The following is a 14,368-nucleotide window of genomic DNA, read 5'->3' as shown; positions in this document are numbered from 1 at the left end:
TAATAATAGATTGTACTTCCTAGTATATAAAATTAAAGGATAATAAAATAAGAAAAAAAATTTAAACACAAAAATTATGAGTCAGCCTCTTTTTTTAAAAAAATGTTAAGAATTAATTTTTCTAAAAATCAAAGACTTACAAACAAATAGAAATTATTTTTAACATCCCTCCCATTCACAATGACTTTTTAGACCCCCAACACATAACCCGTTATAGTTAACTTTTGTTTAATATTATTAAAAAAAATTATACTAATCCAATAAATAATAAAATATATTACATTTTTTCAAACGAAATAAGAATAAGTGTGAATGAACATATTGAATTCAGTCATTGACAAAATAGGAATAGATTTCATCCTTGACTTCTGTGAGAATCTGGAACTTGAAGTTGACAATAGGATGCTCACGACCATCAATTGTTCTATACATCTGCTTATATTTGAGCGGTTTCAATTCACCGATGTAGTAGAACTCTATTCCCTCGTCATTGCTTTTCTGGATGAAAAGCTCAACCTGCAAATCACTGTAGTTAATCAGCGGCTCCAGTTCCCTTGAGGAAGTTTTACGGTTGTTTCTGCTCATCCAGTTGAAGAGTGTTTTGGAAATGAAGTGATCCTCATAGTTTATTGTCTCGGAGATGTCCTCGGACTTGTTGTAGGTTACAAATATCGGACAGGTGTTGTACTTTATCTTGTATCCGCCGATGTTCTGTCCGTTCATATAACTGTCCCAGTTCAAAAGCCTCAGCACGTCCTCACGGGAGTATTTTTCATAGAGCCTGAACTGTGAATCGGTTTTATAAACATTTTCATACTTGTGGAACGCATATTTAAGGACATCTTCCAGATGGCTGTAGTAAACCGGATTTGTTAAAGCCTTTTTAAAGCGATCTGATGCCTCAAGGTTTTCATTGAAGAATAGGTTTTCAGGGTTTTCAACAATCTTCTGGATTGTGTTTGCCTGATATCCATCGCCGTTTTCCTTGCGGTAAAAATCAAGGCTTAAAAAGTTTATCGCACCCCTTATGGCATCCTTCTGATTAACTAATCCGTAACTCTCATCTAAACACTTCTCGATTTGTTCAACTGTGAAACGTTTATTGATTTTAAGACATTCCAGAATGATGAGCTCATGGGGCCTTATCGCCTTCATGAGTTTTCTTGATATGAAGCGCAGGGAGTCCAAATCATCATCGTCTATGTGTGATGTGTAGTCGTCCTCGATGTCTGTGAGGAAATCATGGTATGTCGGATAGTCCTTGTGTGAGAGGATGAGTTCGGGATTGAATTCTGCGTTGATTGCGAAGTCATATAATGAAGGGATTCTTCCCAACTTGTATTTTAATTGATTGTACTTTTCTTTAAACAGTGCCTTCTTATTAAAAGAAGTGTTGTTTATTGATTCATAAATACGCTTTCTTGAAATCTCATCAAAGTTGATTGAAGAGGCACCCGGAATGATTTTCGTACCCTCCATGAGATACTTCCTAATCTTGTCCTTGTCATAGGACCTGTCCCCTGAAAGCGCAATCGGAATCATGAAGTTGTTCCTGTAGTTGCCGATAAAGTCAAGGATTACCACATACTCCTTGTTCTTGTATTTCCTCAAACCCCTTCCAAGCTGCTGGATGAAGATGATTGGGGATTCGGTCGGCCTTACCAAAAGCACCTGGTTGATTTCGGGAATGTCGACACCCTCATTGAAGATGTCAACGGTGAATATGAATTCTAATTTGTTTGGATGACTGTCATCGGTAAGTCGCTCGATTGCATCCTTTCTTTTATCCTGTGAATCGTCACCTGACAGGAATATTGAGCTGTAGCCCCTTTCGTTGAACTTCTCGGCCAACAGCTTCGCTTCCCTTTTTCTTGAGCAGAACACCAGCGCCTTTCTTCTGCTTCCGGAGTAGCTGTAGAACTCAGACTTTTCGATTAGATAGTCAACCCTCTCATCGCTTGCAAGAAGGTTGAAGTCCGTAAAGTCATCATCGATTTCGCCTGTCTCAAATTCAACGTCACTTATTCCGAAGTAATGGAATGGACATAATAGATCTTCTTCAAGAGCCTCCTGGAGACGGATTTCATGTGCGATGTTGTTGTCGAAAAGGTCATAGATGTTAAAGCCGTCGGTACGTTCCGGTGAAGCTGTCATTCCCAAAAGGAATTCGGGCTCGAAATAGCTGATTACCTTAAGGTATGATGCGGCACCTGCCTTGTGGACCTCATCAACGATGATATAGTCGAAATAATCCCTGTCAAATCTTTTATAGACATCCTCCTTGGACATTGTCTGGATAGTTGAGAAAAGATATGGCCTGTCGTAGTCTTTCCGGTTACCGGTTAGGAGTCCGAAGTTTTCATGGTCATTGAAAACATTTTTGTAGGCCTCGATGGACTGCTTTGCAATCTGTTCCCTGTGAACCAGAAATAAAAATCGTTTCGGACTGAAATCCTTTACCGCAAATGCGGAAGCGTAGGTCTTACCGGTACCAGTGGCCGATACCAGAATTGCCTTGTCCTCACCATGCTTTATCAGATTCCTGATGTTTTCAAGAAACTGCTCCTGCATGTAGTTCGGAGTTAAAGTGATGTTTTTTTCCTTTAAATCCCTTGAAATCTCACGGATGTTTGTGAATCTTTTGGTGTCCTTGTAGATTTTTTCATATATCGGAAGGACCTTATCCAAATCGTCCGCCTGATTCCAGAGGCTTTCGAATTCCCGTCTAATCTGTGAGAGCATCTCGCCCTCGTTTAAGGAGGTGAATTCCACATTCCATTCCTTGTTCACCGTAAGAGCATTCATGGTCATGTTTGAGCTTCCGATGATGCCCTTGTAAAAGCCGTCCTTTTTAAAGATGTATCCCTTGGTGTGGAAACCTTCATTCTCATGGCTGTAGAGCTTGATTTCAATGTTTTTGAAATCCTGAAGCTTTCTTAATGCCTTGGGTTCGGTGAAGTTGAGATAGTCTGTGGTGAGGATTTTACCCTTTATGTTGTGGGCTTCCAGGTATCTGAAATCCTCCAAAAGGGGAGTGATGCCTCCCATGGTGATGAACGCCGAGGAGATGATGAACTCGGTGCAGCTTTTAAGCTCATCCTTGATTGAATTGATTACCTTGGTTTCACGGCTGTTCACCAGAAGTTTCGGTCGAAGGTCCGAACTGGAATCCAGGGTTTCGTCTATGAATGCTGTTCTTGCGCCATTGAGGATATCGTCAATGTTCATTGGCCTTCAAGGTGTTTGATAAGTTCCTTTAACTTGTCCACCTGGATTTGGAATTCCTCTTCTCTTGGAGATCCTTTGACCTTTTCGAGTTTGGACTCTAAAGCCTCAAGTTTCTCTTTAGCTAAATCTAGTCTTTTGTCTGCCATTTTAATTACTCCATAGTTTCCTTTAAATAATCAATGATTTGAATGTCTGCGGGAATCCAGTTGACCTCGTCCAGCTGGTCCTTTGAAAGCCACCTGGCGTCGTTGTGCTCCAATAGCTTTGGGGTTCCCTTTTGAATTGTAGCCTCAAAGCAGCTCATCTTGAGATAAAAGGTAGGGTACTGGTATTCTAAATCTAGGGCGAATTTGGTCGGTTTTATTGTGCAGTCGAGTTCTTCCTTGATTTCTCTGATTAGTGCCTCTTCTTTGGTTTCTGAGCCTTCTATTTTTCCGCCCGGAAACTCCCACATGTTTATGAACTCGCCGTAGCCCCTTTTGGTTGCAAGGATTTTATTGTCCTTTTTGATAATAGCTGCAACTACATTTAAAGTTTTCATGATTGTTTTCTCCTGGTTAAATATAGGGCAGCTTACGTTATATATTTTAATAATTTACACTAACAATATCTACTGGCATCAATCCTCTATTAAACAGTAATGTCTTTATAACTTCCTTAATAAACAATTCAAGGTTATCTTCCTCAAATCCTTCATTTCCTGGAGTTAATGAAAATGCTCCAACAGAAGGAATGATAGTATCCGTTTCAAAGAATTGTTTTGTTCTGTTTCCAGGATACAATACGTAAGATCCTTCAGTCATTAAAATTGAATCTTTATATGTGTGCATTTTATAAATGTCCCCATCCTTAAAGACATATTCCTTTTCTTCCAATGCATCACGCTCATCGATTTCAGCGTCCAACTCTTTTTCCAAACCGATTTTTTTATAAAAGTCAACAATTTCCAATTCTGAGCGATATTTAGCATCAAAATGAATGTAATTGACCTCATCATCAATTGTTATCCTTAATGTATAATCCGGTTTGAATGCAAGTGAATATGACCTGTATTTTGAACCATCAAAAAATCTTAAATTATAAAACAGTTCAACATCGATTTCATGATCATATAGGAACAGTTTGAATTTTTTACGTGACCCTACACCTTTTTTGATACCTATTGACCAATTATCCCTGTTGATTTTAAAAACATCCTCAAAACTGATCTTTTTAAGACTCATATCGTTTAAAACTTTTAATAATTTAAAGTAACACCAATATTCATACAATTCGGACAATTTCTTTTCAAATCCTTTAAATTGATTGTTGATCTCATCCCAACTTAACCTGAATGAAAATTCAAGCATTAAAAAGTACTGGAAAATCTCCCTGTAACCTTCTTTTTTCTGTAGAATCTGTGAATTGAAAGGAACATACTCCATTGTTGAAATGTGATTGAAAAATTTGTTTGACAAGTAATATTCAATTTCATCTTCAAATGAAGAGAGTTTATCTTTAATATATCCCTCTTTTGAGTTTTTAAGTAACTTTTCAACAAGTTCACGAATCAATTCTAAAAAGTATTTGAAAAATCGGTTTTCCGGAATGTCAATTATATCCTCATGTTTTGTCTGCTCTATTTCATATGGCAGATAACCGTTCAGTTTTTGAGTAATTTCCAAATCATTATTGGCTTTAAAAAGTTTATTTGGTTTTGATATGATATTTTTTAAGGTATTCTGATTGACATTTGATGCAAAAGAAATTGGAACAGTTTCTGTATGATTTTTAAGTTGAGAATGTAGGTTTTTAGATAAATATTCAAATATTGAGGGTAAATTATCTTCTCTAAACAGATATTCTAAAAACATGAAATCCTCATAATATGTCTCTTTTTGGCGATAGTCAAGTTCAAACTCCTGGTATAATGAAGAGTTGACTTCAAATATCAGACTTAATGAATGTTGTGACAGATCAGCTATCATTGCCGAGTATTGATTGAAGTAATCGATCTTTTTAGACCTTACCTCAATTGGAATTTTGATTGAGTTAATCTTATCTTTTCTAACATCCAAAAATGATTTACCAACATAACTTCTAAAATTAAGTGTTCCTGCAATTTTATATTGTTTATTGTCACCCAACTCAAATCTGAATGGTTTAAAATGAGAATCATTAATTTTTGTTAATGAATACAATACATCAAAATCGGCTTTGACATCTCCTGATTCGAAAAGTATTTGATATTCTGTTTCTTCCAAAAACATTAACTTTGCAAAGTTAGCCCCAATGTCAGGACAATACTGAATAGGAGTTTGATTATCCGGTTCATCAACAATTGGAACATTCTCTAAGGTTACAGAACGTGAGATGCTATCGTCGAATTCCTCATCCCCAGCATAATCTAGTGAACTGACTGTTAATGTTCCTAAATCAGCTGAATTCTCATCAGTTAAATGAATAATAACCTTTTGCTCAATCATTTAAATCTTAATTAATAAATGAAACATATCTTTGATCAGACAATACTTTAGCCATGTCTTTGAGTTTTAAAGCTGAAGTGTAGTACCTGCAATCATCTTTATTGACGATTGTATTTTTAGGATTTTCATTATTGTTCCTGTCAACCAAACAAATGTTAAACAAGTTAGTTAAAACATTACCCATAGCTTTTTCAGATCCATGAAGTTTTGGAAGGATCTTTTGTTTGATTTGAGCATCAAAGTATCTCTCCCAGTTATCCCATTCGTTTGGTGAGTTTTCATATCTCCATGCTACGACCATGAATCTTAAAATTTCATTAATTACTCTAAAACCAAAGTCAAATCCTGATCCTTTCAAGGTTTCTTGGAATGCTGTAAGTTCAATAGCTAAAATATCCCACAAATTTTTATCTTCAACTGTAATTTGAGATAATTCTTCTTTTAATTTATCAATTCCCCAATTAGAAATATTTGAATCTCTAAGTGGAGATTGTAAATAGTTTATGTCGCCTTCAAAATCTCCATGATCCCTATTTAATGACATATATTCATTAGCAGATAATGTATCAAATTCAATAGTGTTTGCCCTATCCAATACTTTTGGTGAAAACATGTATGTTGTTTCATCAATATTGACAGTACCTATTATGAATAAGTTATCAGGTAGTTTTAAAGTTTTATCATCACCATATAACGGAATTTCTTCACCACTTTCAATAGCTGACAAGAAATCAGCAAAATATCTTTCAACATGCGAAAGATTCATTTCGTCCAAAATTAAGAAATAAGGATTTTCAGCATCTTTTTGAGCTTGTTTAATCAATTCATATGCTGGGGTCGATTGATAATTTTCAGTGATTACATTATAATATCCAACAATATTAGTGTTATCTGTCCAATTTGCCCCAACTGGAATTATTTCATAACATTTATTTGAATTTAAGTTAGATGAGATAGGTTCCCCCGAAGAATTACAAAAATCATAATGAGGGACAAAACTGTCAAAATCCATATCCTCCAAATTCAATTTTAGATTAACTTCTTCTCCCTCCTTTTCTTCCAAATAAGTTTGCAGTTTCTTATTTGGAGAATAAGATAACTTAAATAATGCTCTTAACTTTGCTTTCGATTCAATGCCATCAACAATTATATTTAAATCAACTTTTCCCCATTTAAATGGGAAAAAATGGAAAATATCCTTGCCAATATTCCATTGTCTATCATTATAAGCAGAAGCTGTTGAATCTTTAGTAATATTTACATAGTCATTTAACTTTTGATAATCACCCAAAATATTATTAATATCTTCTGCTTTAATCAATATATCAATTTCTGGTCCTTTAGAGTACTTCTTTTTTTGTTCTTTAGGCAGATCATCCCATTTATTGAATAAATGATCTTTAAGTTTCTCATTAGTATAATCTAATTGAACAGAAATATTAATACTCCCTTCTGCAGGAATATCATCTACAAAAAGATTAAATTTGGACTCAGATTGTCTGATTGGTAAAAAATCAATAAAATATTTCTTATCCAGAGTCCAACCCATCGAATTCCAGGAAGCAAAATTTACTCTTCCTTTAACTTTTACATATTTTCCTTCCAAGTCGACATCATTAATTGATTTAAAAACATACTTAGCAAATAATTGGGACAATTTTGTTTTTCCAGTACCAGAATTTCCAGTAAGTATTTCAAATGGTTTAACTTTCATTGATAAAAGATAATTTTCAACTAATTGCTTATCAAAATAATATCCATTAGATATTAGATAATTATAAAATGAACCTACCACTACATTTTCAGACATAAAGACCCACCAAAAACAATATTTCATTAATTAATACATGTTATATATAAACAAATATTAAAAAATGTCGATCGTTAACCCATGAAAAAATTTGAGTTTAGAATTATCTACTTCAAGATATAAATTAGAAGATATATGTTTACAAATTACTGATGGAAAACATGGGGACTGTGAAAACCAAGAAAATTCAGGATATTATTTTGTTAGTGTAAAAGATATTGATGATGGAGTAATTAATTATTCTAATGCAAGACAAATAACTAAATTTGATTTTGAAGATACTGATAAAAGAACAAAATTAGAAAATGAAGATATATTAATTACTAATAGTGGAACCATTGGGAAATTTGTTTTTGTAAACTCACCATTATCTAGAAAAACAACATTTCAGAAGAGTGTAGCGATAATAAAACCAAATAAAAATAAAATAATGCCCAAATTTTTATATTATTATTTGATTTCAGAAAAAAGGAGATTAGTCGAATATGCTGGTGGAACTACACAAAAAAATTTGCTTTTAAGAGATATACGTAATTTTGAAGTAGAAATTCCAAATGAAACACGGCAAAAGAAAATTATTGAACTTTTAAATAATATTGATCAATTAATTTCAGTTAATAAAAAGTTAAATAAAAATTTGCGAAATTTAATAAAAATATTATATAAAGATTATTTTGAGAGTTTTGAATTAAATAATATCCCAAATGATTGGGAAATAATTAATCTTGAGTCAATTATTGATATTTATAATGGATATTCCTATAAAGGAAAAGAATTACAAGAATCAAATTGTGGAATAGTTACAATAAAAAATTTTAATCGAGACGGAAGTTTTAGAATCGATGGATTTAAGGAAATTGTTTATTCAACAAAAATTAAGAAACATCACTTCATAAATGAAAATGATGTTTTGATTTCATGTACGGATGTAACTCAAGATGCAGACATTATAGGAAATTGCATAATTGTTCTTGACAAACAAAAGTATAATGAACTTATAATGTCAATGGATTTAGTGAAAATTGAATCTAAAATTCCTGAAATTAATAATTTCTTATTAGCTACAATATTTAAAAGTTATAGTTTTAAAAAACATATTTTAGGTTACGTTAATGGAACTACCGTTTTACATTTAGACAAAAAAGGAATTAAAAAATTCAAAATAGCACTACCAAAAGATTTATCAGAACTAAAAAATATTTCTGAAAGATTAGAAATTTTCTATTCTGAAATTCAATGTAATCAAAAAGAAATTAATAAATTAGTTAATCTTAGAGATGCTTTACTCCCGAAATTAATGTCTGGAGAAATTGATGTTTCCAAATTTGAAATTTAACATATGAAATATAGATATACTAAAGATAATACTTCCAAGATTATTTTTATTAAATCTTTCTTAACATTAACATCATCTAGCGCATATAATTCAGTTATCAGAAAACTGAGGATTAAAAATCCATTAATTAAATTAAAATTATTAAAATTTATAGTTATTTGGATTATAAACAAAAATATATTAATAATTTTAATAAATAAACCATAAAATACAGTATAATATAAACTCAAATTTAACTTTGAGTTTAGATTTCAATGAGGATAACTTAATTGATTTATGTGAATTAGTAACAGATGGTTCTCATCATAGTCCTCCTTCACAAGTAGAAGGATATTATATGGCATCTGTGAAAGATATGGGAATGTATAAGTTTAATTATTCTGATTGCAGAAAAATATCCAAAGAAGATTATGATAAATTAGTTAAATCCGGATGTTCTCCTAGAAATAATGATATTTTAATTGCAAAGGATGGATCTCCATTATCAAATATATTTATTTATAAAGAAGAATATCCTATGGTTTTGTTATCTTCAATAGCTATAATAAGAACAAATGAAAATAAAATACTTCCTAAATTTTTAAAATATTATCTGCAAAATCCTTCAATTAAGAAGTATATTCAAACTACTTATACTTCTGGATCAGTTATTCCAAGGATTATCCTTAAAGATTTTAAAAAATTTCCAATTAATTATCCTAATATCGAAAATCAAAATAAAATTATTAATATTTTAGAAAGAATTGATAAAAAAATTGAAGTCAATGAAAATATAAATAAAAATTTAGATGAATTATGTCAATAAATAAAAATTTAGATGAATTATGTCATCTAATTTTTAAATATTATTTCATAGATTTTATTCCTTTTCAGAACAATGAATTCATTGATACTGAAATTGGAGAAATTCCAAAAGGATGGAATATAACAACAGTGGGAGATATTTTAGATTGTAAATTAGGAGGAACTCCTAGTAGATCTAATGAAAATTATTGGGGAGGAGATATTGCATGGATAAATTCTGGTAAAGTTAATGAATTTAGAATTCTTGAAGCTTCAGAGTATATTACAGAATTAGGTTTAAAAAAATCTGCTACTAAATTATTACCTGCCAAAACTACTGTTATTGCAATTACTGGTGCTACTTTAGGCCAAATTAGTTTATTAGAAATAGATTCTTGTGCAAATCAGTCAGTCATTGGAGTTATTCCGAATAAAAAATATCCTTATGAGTTCGTATATCCTTTAATTTCAAGTATTCTTTTTGATTTATTGAAACATCAAACAGGGGGAGCACAGCAACATATTAATAAAAACAATGTAGAATCATTTAAAATTGTTTCTCCTCCAGAGAATATTATTTCAGAATATAAAAATATTGTTAGTTCATTATATTCTCAAATATCAGCAAATTGCTTTGAAATAGAAAATTTAACAAAGTTAAGAGATACTTTACTCCCTAAGTTAATGTCTGGTGAAATTGATGTCTCAAAGATAAATTGTGATTTGAAATATGAGATTAATAATTTAACATTGAAACTCAAAAATAAGTTAATAGAGGTGGTAATATGAAAACTAAGATTATTTCAAAAATCCAAAATCAGATGAAACCTTATCTAAACCAGGGACAATACATAAAATTAACAAATTCATTACTCAACTCCCTACAAGATATTGATATTATTGACAATAACAATGAATTGAGTGAAGTAGACAATTTTAAGTTATTAAATCTTTTTTTATCGGCAAAGCAAGTTGAAGGCTGTTCCGATAAAACAATCATATATTACAAATCAACTATTGAAAAAATGTTAATGAAAATCAAAAAGCAGGTTTACAACATTAGCACTGATGATTTGAGAAAGTATCTTTTTGATCACAAATATGAAAAACATTCCTCAAAAACAACTATTGATAATATAAGAAGAATCTTTTCTAGTTTTTTTTCATGGTTAGAAGATGAAGATTATATTATAAAAAATCCCGTTAGAAGAATACATAGAGTAAAAACAGGAAGAGTTGTCAAAGAAGTTTTAAGTGATGAAAATCTTGAAATATTAAGAGACAACTGTGAAGAAATCAGAGACTTAGCGATGGTTGAATTACTAACCTCAACTGGGATCAGAGTTGGAGAATTAGTTAATTTAAACATTGAAGATATTGATTTTTATGAACGGGAATGTGTGGTTTTTGGAAAAGGTGAAAGTGAAAGAGTAGTATATTTTGATGCAAGAACGAAAATACATTTACTTGAATATTTACATTCACGAAATGATGAAAATCCTGCATTATTTGTTTCACTGAATAAACCACATTACCGATTAGGAATAAGTGGCGTTGAAACAAGACTTCGGGAATTAGGAAAAAAATGTAATATTAATAAAGTTCATCCCCATAAATTCAGAAGAACCATGGCAACAAATGCAATCGACAAAGGCATGCCAATAGAACAAGTACAAAAACTCTTAGGACATGTTCAAATTGACACTACAATGCAATATGCAATGGTAAATCAAAGTAATGTAAAATTAGCACATAGAAAATTCATAGGATAAATAATTATTTAGTTTTGTAAAGATTTTATAAAATAAAAAAATAACACTGTTATTATTAACATGAATAAAACTCAATTAATATCAAATTTAAAAAAACAAGACCCATATTATTTTTGAATTTAAAATATAAAAGAAGAATAACTACCTAATCAGTTATTCTAAATCACAATTTATCTTTGAGACATCAATTTCACCAGACATTAACTTAGGAAGTAATGTATCTCTTAATTTTGTTAATTTTTCGATTTCTAAAAGATTATTATCTTTTATCTTTTCGATATTTGTTGCTATTTCTTCAAATTGGAATAATAATTCTTTAGGAGGTATAATAATTCGATAATCATATAAAGATTCTTTTGATATTGCTAATACAGTAGTTCCAGTGGCATATCCAGATACCATATGATTGTATCGTTCACTTAATAAATTATAAAAAATATAAAATTTAGGCAATTTAAATTGACTTAAACGATTGATATGATGAGAATAAATAATTACATCATTATCTATTAATGATGGAACAATAATTGGACTACCTAATACTAATCGATCTTGGGTCAAATCCGTATTTGCAACTATATCTCCCGCATTAACAACATATTTTTCATCAAAATCTCCTGAATAAAATTTTAGTTTTTCTAACCTAAATTTAGAATTAGGTAGTATGTTGCCTAAGTTAATTAATGGAATTCCTTCATCAGATAAATATTTTCCTTTATAAGATAATCCGCGTTCTATTTTGATATAATCTCCTAAAATACCAATATCCCAATCATTAGGAATTAAACCCAATTCAGAATTTTTCATTTTACCATTATCTATTTTATAAGGTTTATTATTTTCATTTAAAAAATTAAAATCAACAAACCAATTTTTAAATATAAATTTTTATTTATTTCTTTATTCACAGTAATTTTATTTTCAATCGAAGTGAGAATTTTAGAAATTTTTTCTTGAATTTCAAGAGGTGGCAGTTCAATAAGTAAATTACCTATGTCAGATGGCTTAATAGAAGGATAGGATGTCGTACTTTGCTCAGCAATTGTTTGTAATGACTCAGTTATATATTTTTGAGTAATGTAATAATAAATAAATTCGGGATATGCTTGAGTTTTATCAACGGTTAATGTTGTAAAACCTGTTGAAACTAAAAAATTATCAATTTTATTCTTTATCATTCCATAATGTTCTTGATTTGGTCGAACAGTTGAAATTATTATGTCATCTATTTTAACTTTTCTTTTTGCTCTACTCGGTACTTTGTCATAATTTGGATCAAACAATTTAATTTCATTTATTTCACCTTTAATGATATTTTTTGTATCCAAATAATTTATAAAATCCCAATTATCTTTTTTGGAATAATTAGAACTATTTATTTCACAAAGTTCATTAATTTCTTTAATAGTATAATTTGAATCTAAACTCAAATTTATCACTCCTTTAACTAAAAAATTCTAAATTCAAATCTAGAATTCAAAACCAATCTCCTTTAAACTTTGACGGATTTTTCCTTCAAGTTCATTAGACTCCTTAAATAATTCATCAAGTTCAGAGGTCAATGTTTTCATTTTTTCCTCAAATGGTATTCCATCATCTTCTTCCGGTTTAAATCCAACATATCGTCCAGGAGTCAGGATAAAATCATGTTTCTTGATTTCTTCCAAGTCACTGACTTTGCAGAATCCTTTTTCATCTTCCAATACTCCTTGTTCAAAATCAGTGAATGTTTCTGCAATCAAATCAATATCCTCATCAGTCAGTTCACGGAGTTTCCTTGAGACCATTGTTCCCATTTCACGAGCATCAATGAACAATGTCTTGCCTTTTTGTTTTTTGTCACGATTAAGGAACCATAAGCAAACCGGAATTCCTGTTGTATAAAACAATTGTGTTGGCAATGCTATAATACATTCCACAAGGTCATCCTCCACAATGGCCTGTCTTATTTTTCCTTCACCTGATGTTGTAGATGATAATGATCCGTTAGCCAATACAAGTCCTATTTTTCCTTTTGGAGATAAGTGATGAATCATGTGCTGCATCCATGCGAAGTTCGCATTTCCTTTTGGAGGAATTCCATATTTCCATCTCACATCATCCTGCAGTTGTTCCTGCCCCCATTTTTTAAGGTTGAATGGAGGATTTGCCATTACATAGTCTGCTTTTAATGTTGGGTGCAAATCATTTAAGAACGTGTCTTCCTGATGTTTTCCAAGATCTGCTTCAAGTCCACGAATAGCCAGGTTCATTTTAGCCATTTTCCAAGTTGTAGGATTTGATTCCTGCCCATATATAGATAGATTATTAATGTTTCCAGCATGGTTTTCTATGAAGTTTTTAGATTGAACGAACATTCCTCCAGATCCACAGCATGGGTCGTAAACCCTTCCATCATATGGTTTTAGTACTGAAACCAATGTTTTAACTACACATGCAGGAGTATAGAACTCCCCTGCCTTTTTACCTTCAGTTTCAGCGAACATACTTAAACAGTACTCATAAGTACGGCCCAAAATATCCTTTTTGTCTCCCTTATCGGACATTTGAACATTTGTGAATATGTCAATTACAGCACCGAGTTTCTTTTTATCGAGTTCTGGTCTTGAGAAGTTTTTAGGTAATATTCCCTTAAGTGACTTGTTATTGTCTTCAATAGCTTTCATTGCATTGTCAATTGCCTTACCGTTTTCTGCAGTATTTGCTTTTTTAGCAATTACTTCCCAACGAGCTTCAGGAGGAACAAAGAAAATATTCTTTGCAGTGTATTCATCTATATCTTCTTCAAATCCATCTCCTTCCTCGACCAGTTCCTGATATCTTTCTTCAAATTTATCAGATAAGTATTTTAGGAAAATTAATCCTAATACCACATGCTTGTATTCTGCCGCATCCATTGAACCTCTCAGTTCATCTGCCGCATCCCAAATTTGCTTTTCAAATCCTATTTCACTACTGTTGTCTTTTGCCATTT

The 14,368-nt window shown here is 31.3% G+C and carries 12 protein-coding genes; 4 read left to right on the top strand and 8 right to left on the bottom strand.

Annotation, left to right across the window (positions count from 1 at the left end):
* Positions 1-327 precede the first annotated feature (327 nt).
* The 5 genes from QZV03_RS07350 to QZV03_RS07330 are packed head-to-tail and all read right to left on the bottom strand — an operon-like array spanning position 328 to position 7,503.
* Complete coding sequence (locus QZV03_RS07350) at positions 328-3,228, bottom strand: DEAD/DEAH box helicase (RefSeq protein ID WP_296875409.1); 2,901 nt, start codon at positions 3,226-3,228, stop codon at positions 328-330.
* The gene (locus QZV03_RS07345) at positions 3,225-3,374 is read right to left on the bottom strand and encodes a hypothetical protein (protein WP_296875407.1); all 150 of its coding nucleotides are present in this window, start codon (positions 3,372-3,374) and stop codon (positions 3,225-3,227) included. Before QZV03_RS07345 ends, QZV03_RS07350 begins: the two co-directional genes overlap by 4 nt.
* A 5-nt stretch (positions 3,375-3,379) precedes the next feature.
* On the bottom strand, positions 3,380-3,769 hold the full coding sequence (locus tag QZV03_RS07340; protein ID WP_296875405.1) for a (deoxy)nucleoside triphosphate pyrophosphohydrolase: 390 nt from the start codon (positions 3,767-3,769) through the stop codon (positions 3,380-3,382).
* 46 nt (positions 3,770-3,815) lie between these two features.
* Positions 3,816-5,693 carry a DUF2357 domain-containing protein gene (locus QZV03_RS07335; RefSeq protein ID WP_296875403.1) on the bottom strand — a complete coding sequence of 626 codons (1,878 nt, stop codon included), beginning with the start codon at positions 5,691-5,693 and terminating at the stop codon, positions 3,816-3,818.
* Positions 5,694-5,700: 7 nt separating this feature from the next.
* Positions 5,701-7,503, bottom strand: coding sequence for an McrB family protein (locus tag QZV03_RS07330; RefSeq protein ID WP_296875401.1), 1,803 nt, complete (start codon positions 7,501-7,503; stop codon positions 5,701-5,703).
* 91 nt (positions 7,504-7,594) lie between these two features.
* Between QZV03_RS07330 and QZV03_RS07325 the strand changes: the two genes are divergently transcribed.
* From QZV03_RS07325 to xerA, 4 genes are all read left to right on the top strand, one after another.
* Positions 7,595-8,839, top strand: a complete 1,245-nt coding sequence (locus QZV03_RS07325; protein WP_296875399.1) for a restriction endonuclease subunit S — start codon at positions 7,595-7,597, stop codon at positions 8,837-8,839.
* A 238-nt stretch (positions 8,840-9,077) separates the two neighbouring features.
* A complete protein-coding gene (locus QZV03_RS07320; RefSeq protein ID WP_296875395.1) occupies positions 9,078-9,644 on the top strand; it encodes a restriction endonuclease subunit S in 567 nt (188 codons plus the stop codon).
* A complete protein-coding gene (locus QZV03_RS07315; protein ID WP_296875393.1) occupies positions 9,635-10,411 on the top strand; it encodes a restriction endonuclease subunit S in 777 nt (258 codons plus the stop codon). The genes QZV03_RS07320 and QZV03_RS07315 overlap by 10 nt, the downstream gene beginning before the upstream one ends.
* Positions 10,408-11,394 (top strand): site-specific tyrosine recombinase/integron integrase, encoded by a 987-nt coding sequence (xerA, locus tag QZV03_RS07310; RefSeq protein ID WP_296875391.1) that lies wholly within the window; start codon positions 10,408-10,410, stop codon positions 11,392-11,394. Before QZV03_RS07315 ends, xerA begins: the two co-directional genes overlap by 4 nt.
* A gap of 153 nt (positions 11,395-11,547) precedes the next feature.
* Here xerA and QZV03_RS07305 read toward each other — a convergent pair whose 3' ends face one another.
* Genes QZV03_RS07305 through QZV03_RS07295 form a run of 3 tightly spaced genes read right to left on the bottom strand, consistent with a single transcriptional unit; the run spans position 11,548 to position 14,366 of the window.
* The gene (locus tag QZV03_RS07305) at positions 11,548-12,201 is read right to left on the bottom strand and encodes a restriction endonuclease subunit S (RefSeq protein ID WP_296875388.1); all 654 of its coding nucleotides are present in this window, start codon (positions 12,199-12,201) and stop codon (positions 11,548-11,550) included.
* A gap of 38 nt (positions 12,202-12,239) precedes the next feature.
* Positions 12,240-12,824 (bottom strand): restriction endonuclease subunit S, encoded by a 585-nt coding sequence (locus QZV03_RS07300; RefSeq protein WP_296875386.1) that lies wholly within the window; start codon positions 12,822-12,824, stop codon positions 12,240-12,242.
* Between the two features lie 39 nt (positions 12,825-12,863).
* Positions 12,864-14,366 carry a class I SAM-dependent DNA methyltransferase gene (locus QZV03_RS07295; protein ID WP_296875384.1) on the bottom strand — a complete coding sequence of 501 codons (1,503 nt, stop codon included), beginning with the start codon at positions 14,364-14,366 and terminating at the stop codon, positions 12,864-12,866.
* Positions 14,367-14,368 lie beyond the last annotated feature (2 nt).

It is taken from the genome of uncultured Methanobrevibacter sp., assembly GCF_902788255.1.
Classification (GTDB): Archaea; Methanobacteriota; Methanobacteria; order Methanobacteriales; family Methanobacteriaceae; genus Methanocatella.
The sequence above is the reverse complement of the archived record's forward strand: the minus strand, read 5'-3'. Positions and strand labels throughout refer to the sequence as shown.

What these genes read in the sequence shown, in the direction of transcription:
- QZV03_RS07350 (WP_296875409.1), bottom strand. Translation starts at nt 3,228, where the DNA reads ATGAACATTGACGATATCCTCAATGGCGCAAGAACAGCATTCATAGAC.
- QZV03_RS07345 (WP_296875407.1), bottom strand. Translation starts at nt 3,374, where the DNA reads ATGGCAGACAAAAGACTAGATTTAGCTAAAGAGAAACTTGAGGCTTTA.
- QZV03_RS07340 (WP_296875405.1), bottom strand. Translation starts at nt 3,769, where the DNA reads ATGAAAACTTTAAATGTAGTTGCAGCTATTATCAAAAAGGACAATAAA.
- QZV03_RS07335 (WP_296875403.1), bottom strand. Translation starts at nt 5,693, where the DNA reads ATGATTGAGCAAAAGGTTATTATTCATTTAACTGATGAGAATTCAGCT.
- QZV03_RS07330 (WP_296875401.1), bottom strand. Translation starts at nt 7,503, where the DNA reads ATGTCTGAAAATGTAGTGGTAGGTTCATTTTATAATTATCTAATATCT.
- QZV03_RS07315 (WP_296875393.1), top strand. Translation starts at nt 9,635, where the DNA reads ATGTCAATAAATAAAAATTTAGATGAATTATGTCATCTAATTTTTAAA.
- xerA (WP_296875391.1), top strand. Translation starts at nt 10,408, where the DNA reads ATGAAAACTAAGATTATTTCAAAAATCCAAAATCAGATGAAACCTTAT.
- QZV03_RS07305 (WP_296875388.1), bottom strand. Translation starts at nt 12,201, where the DNA reads ATGAAAAATTCTGAATTGGGTTTAATTCCTAATGATTGGGATATTGGT.
- QZV03_RS07295 (WP_296875384.1), bottom strand. Translation starts at nt 14,366, where the DNA reads ATGGCAAAAGACAACAGTAGTGAAATAGGATTTGAAAAGCAAATTTGG.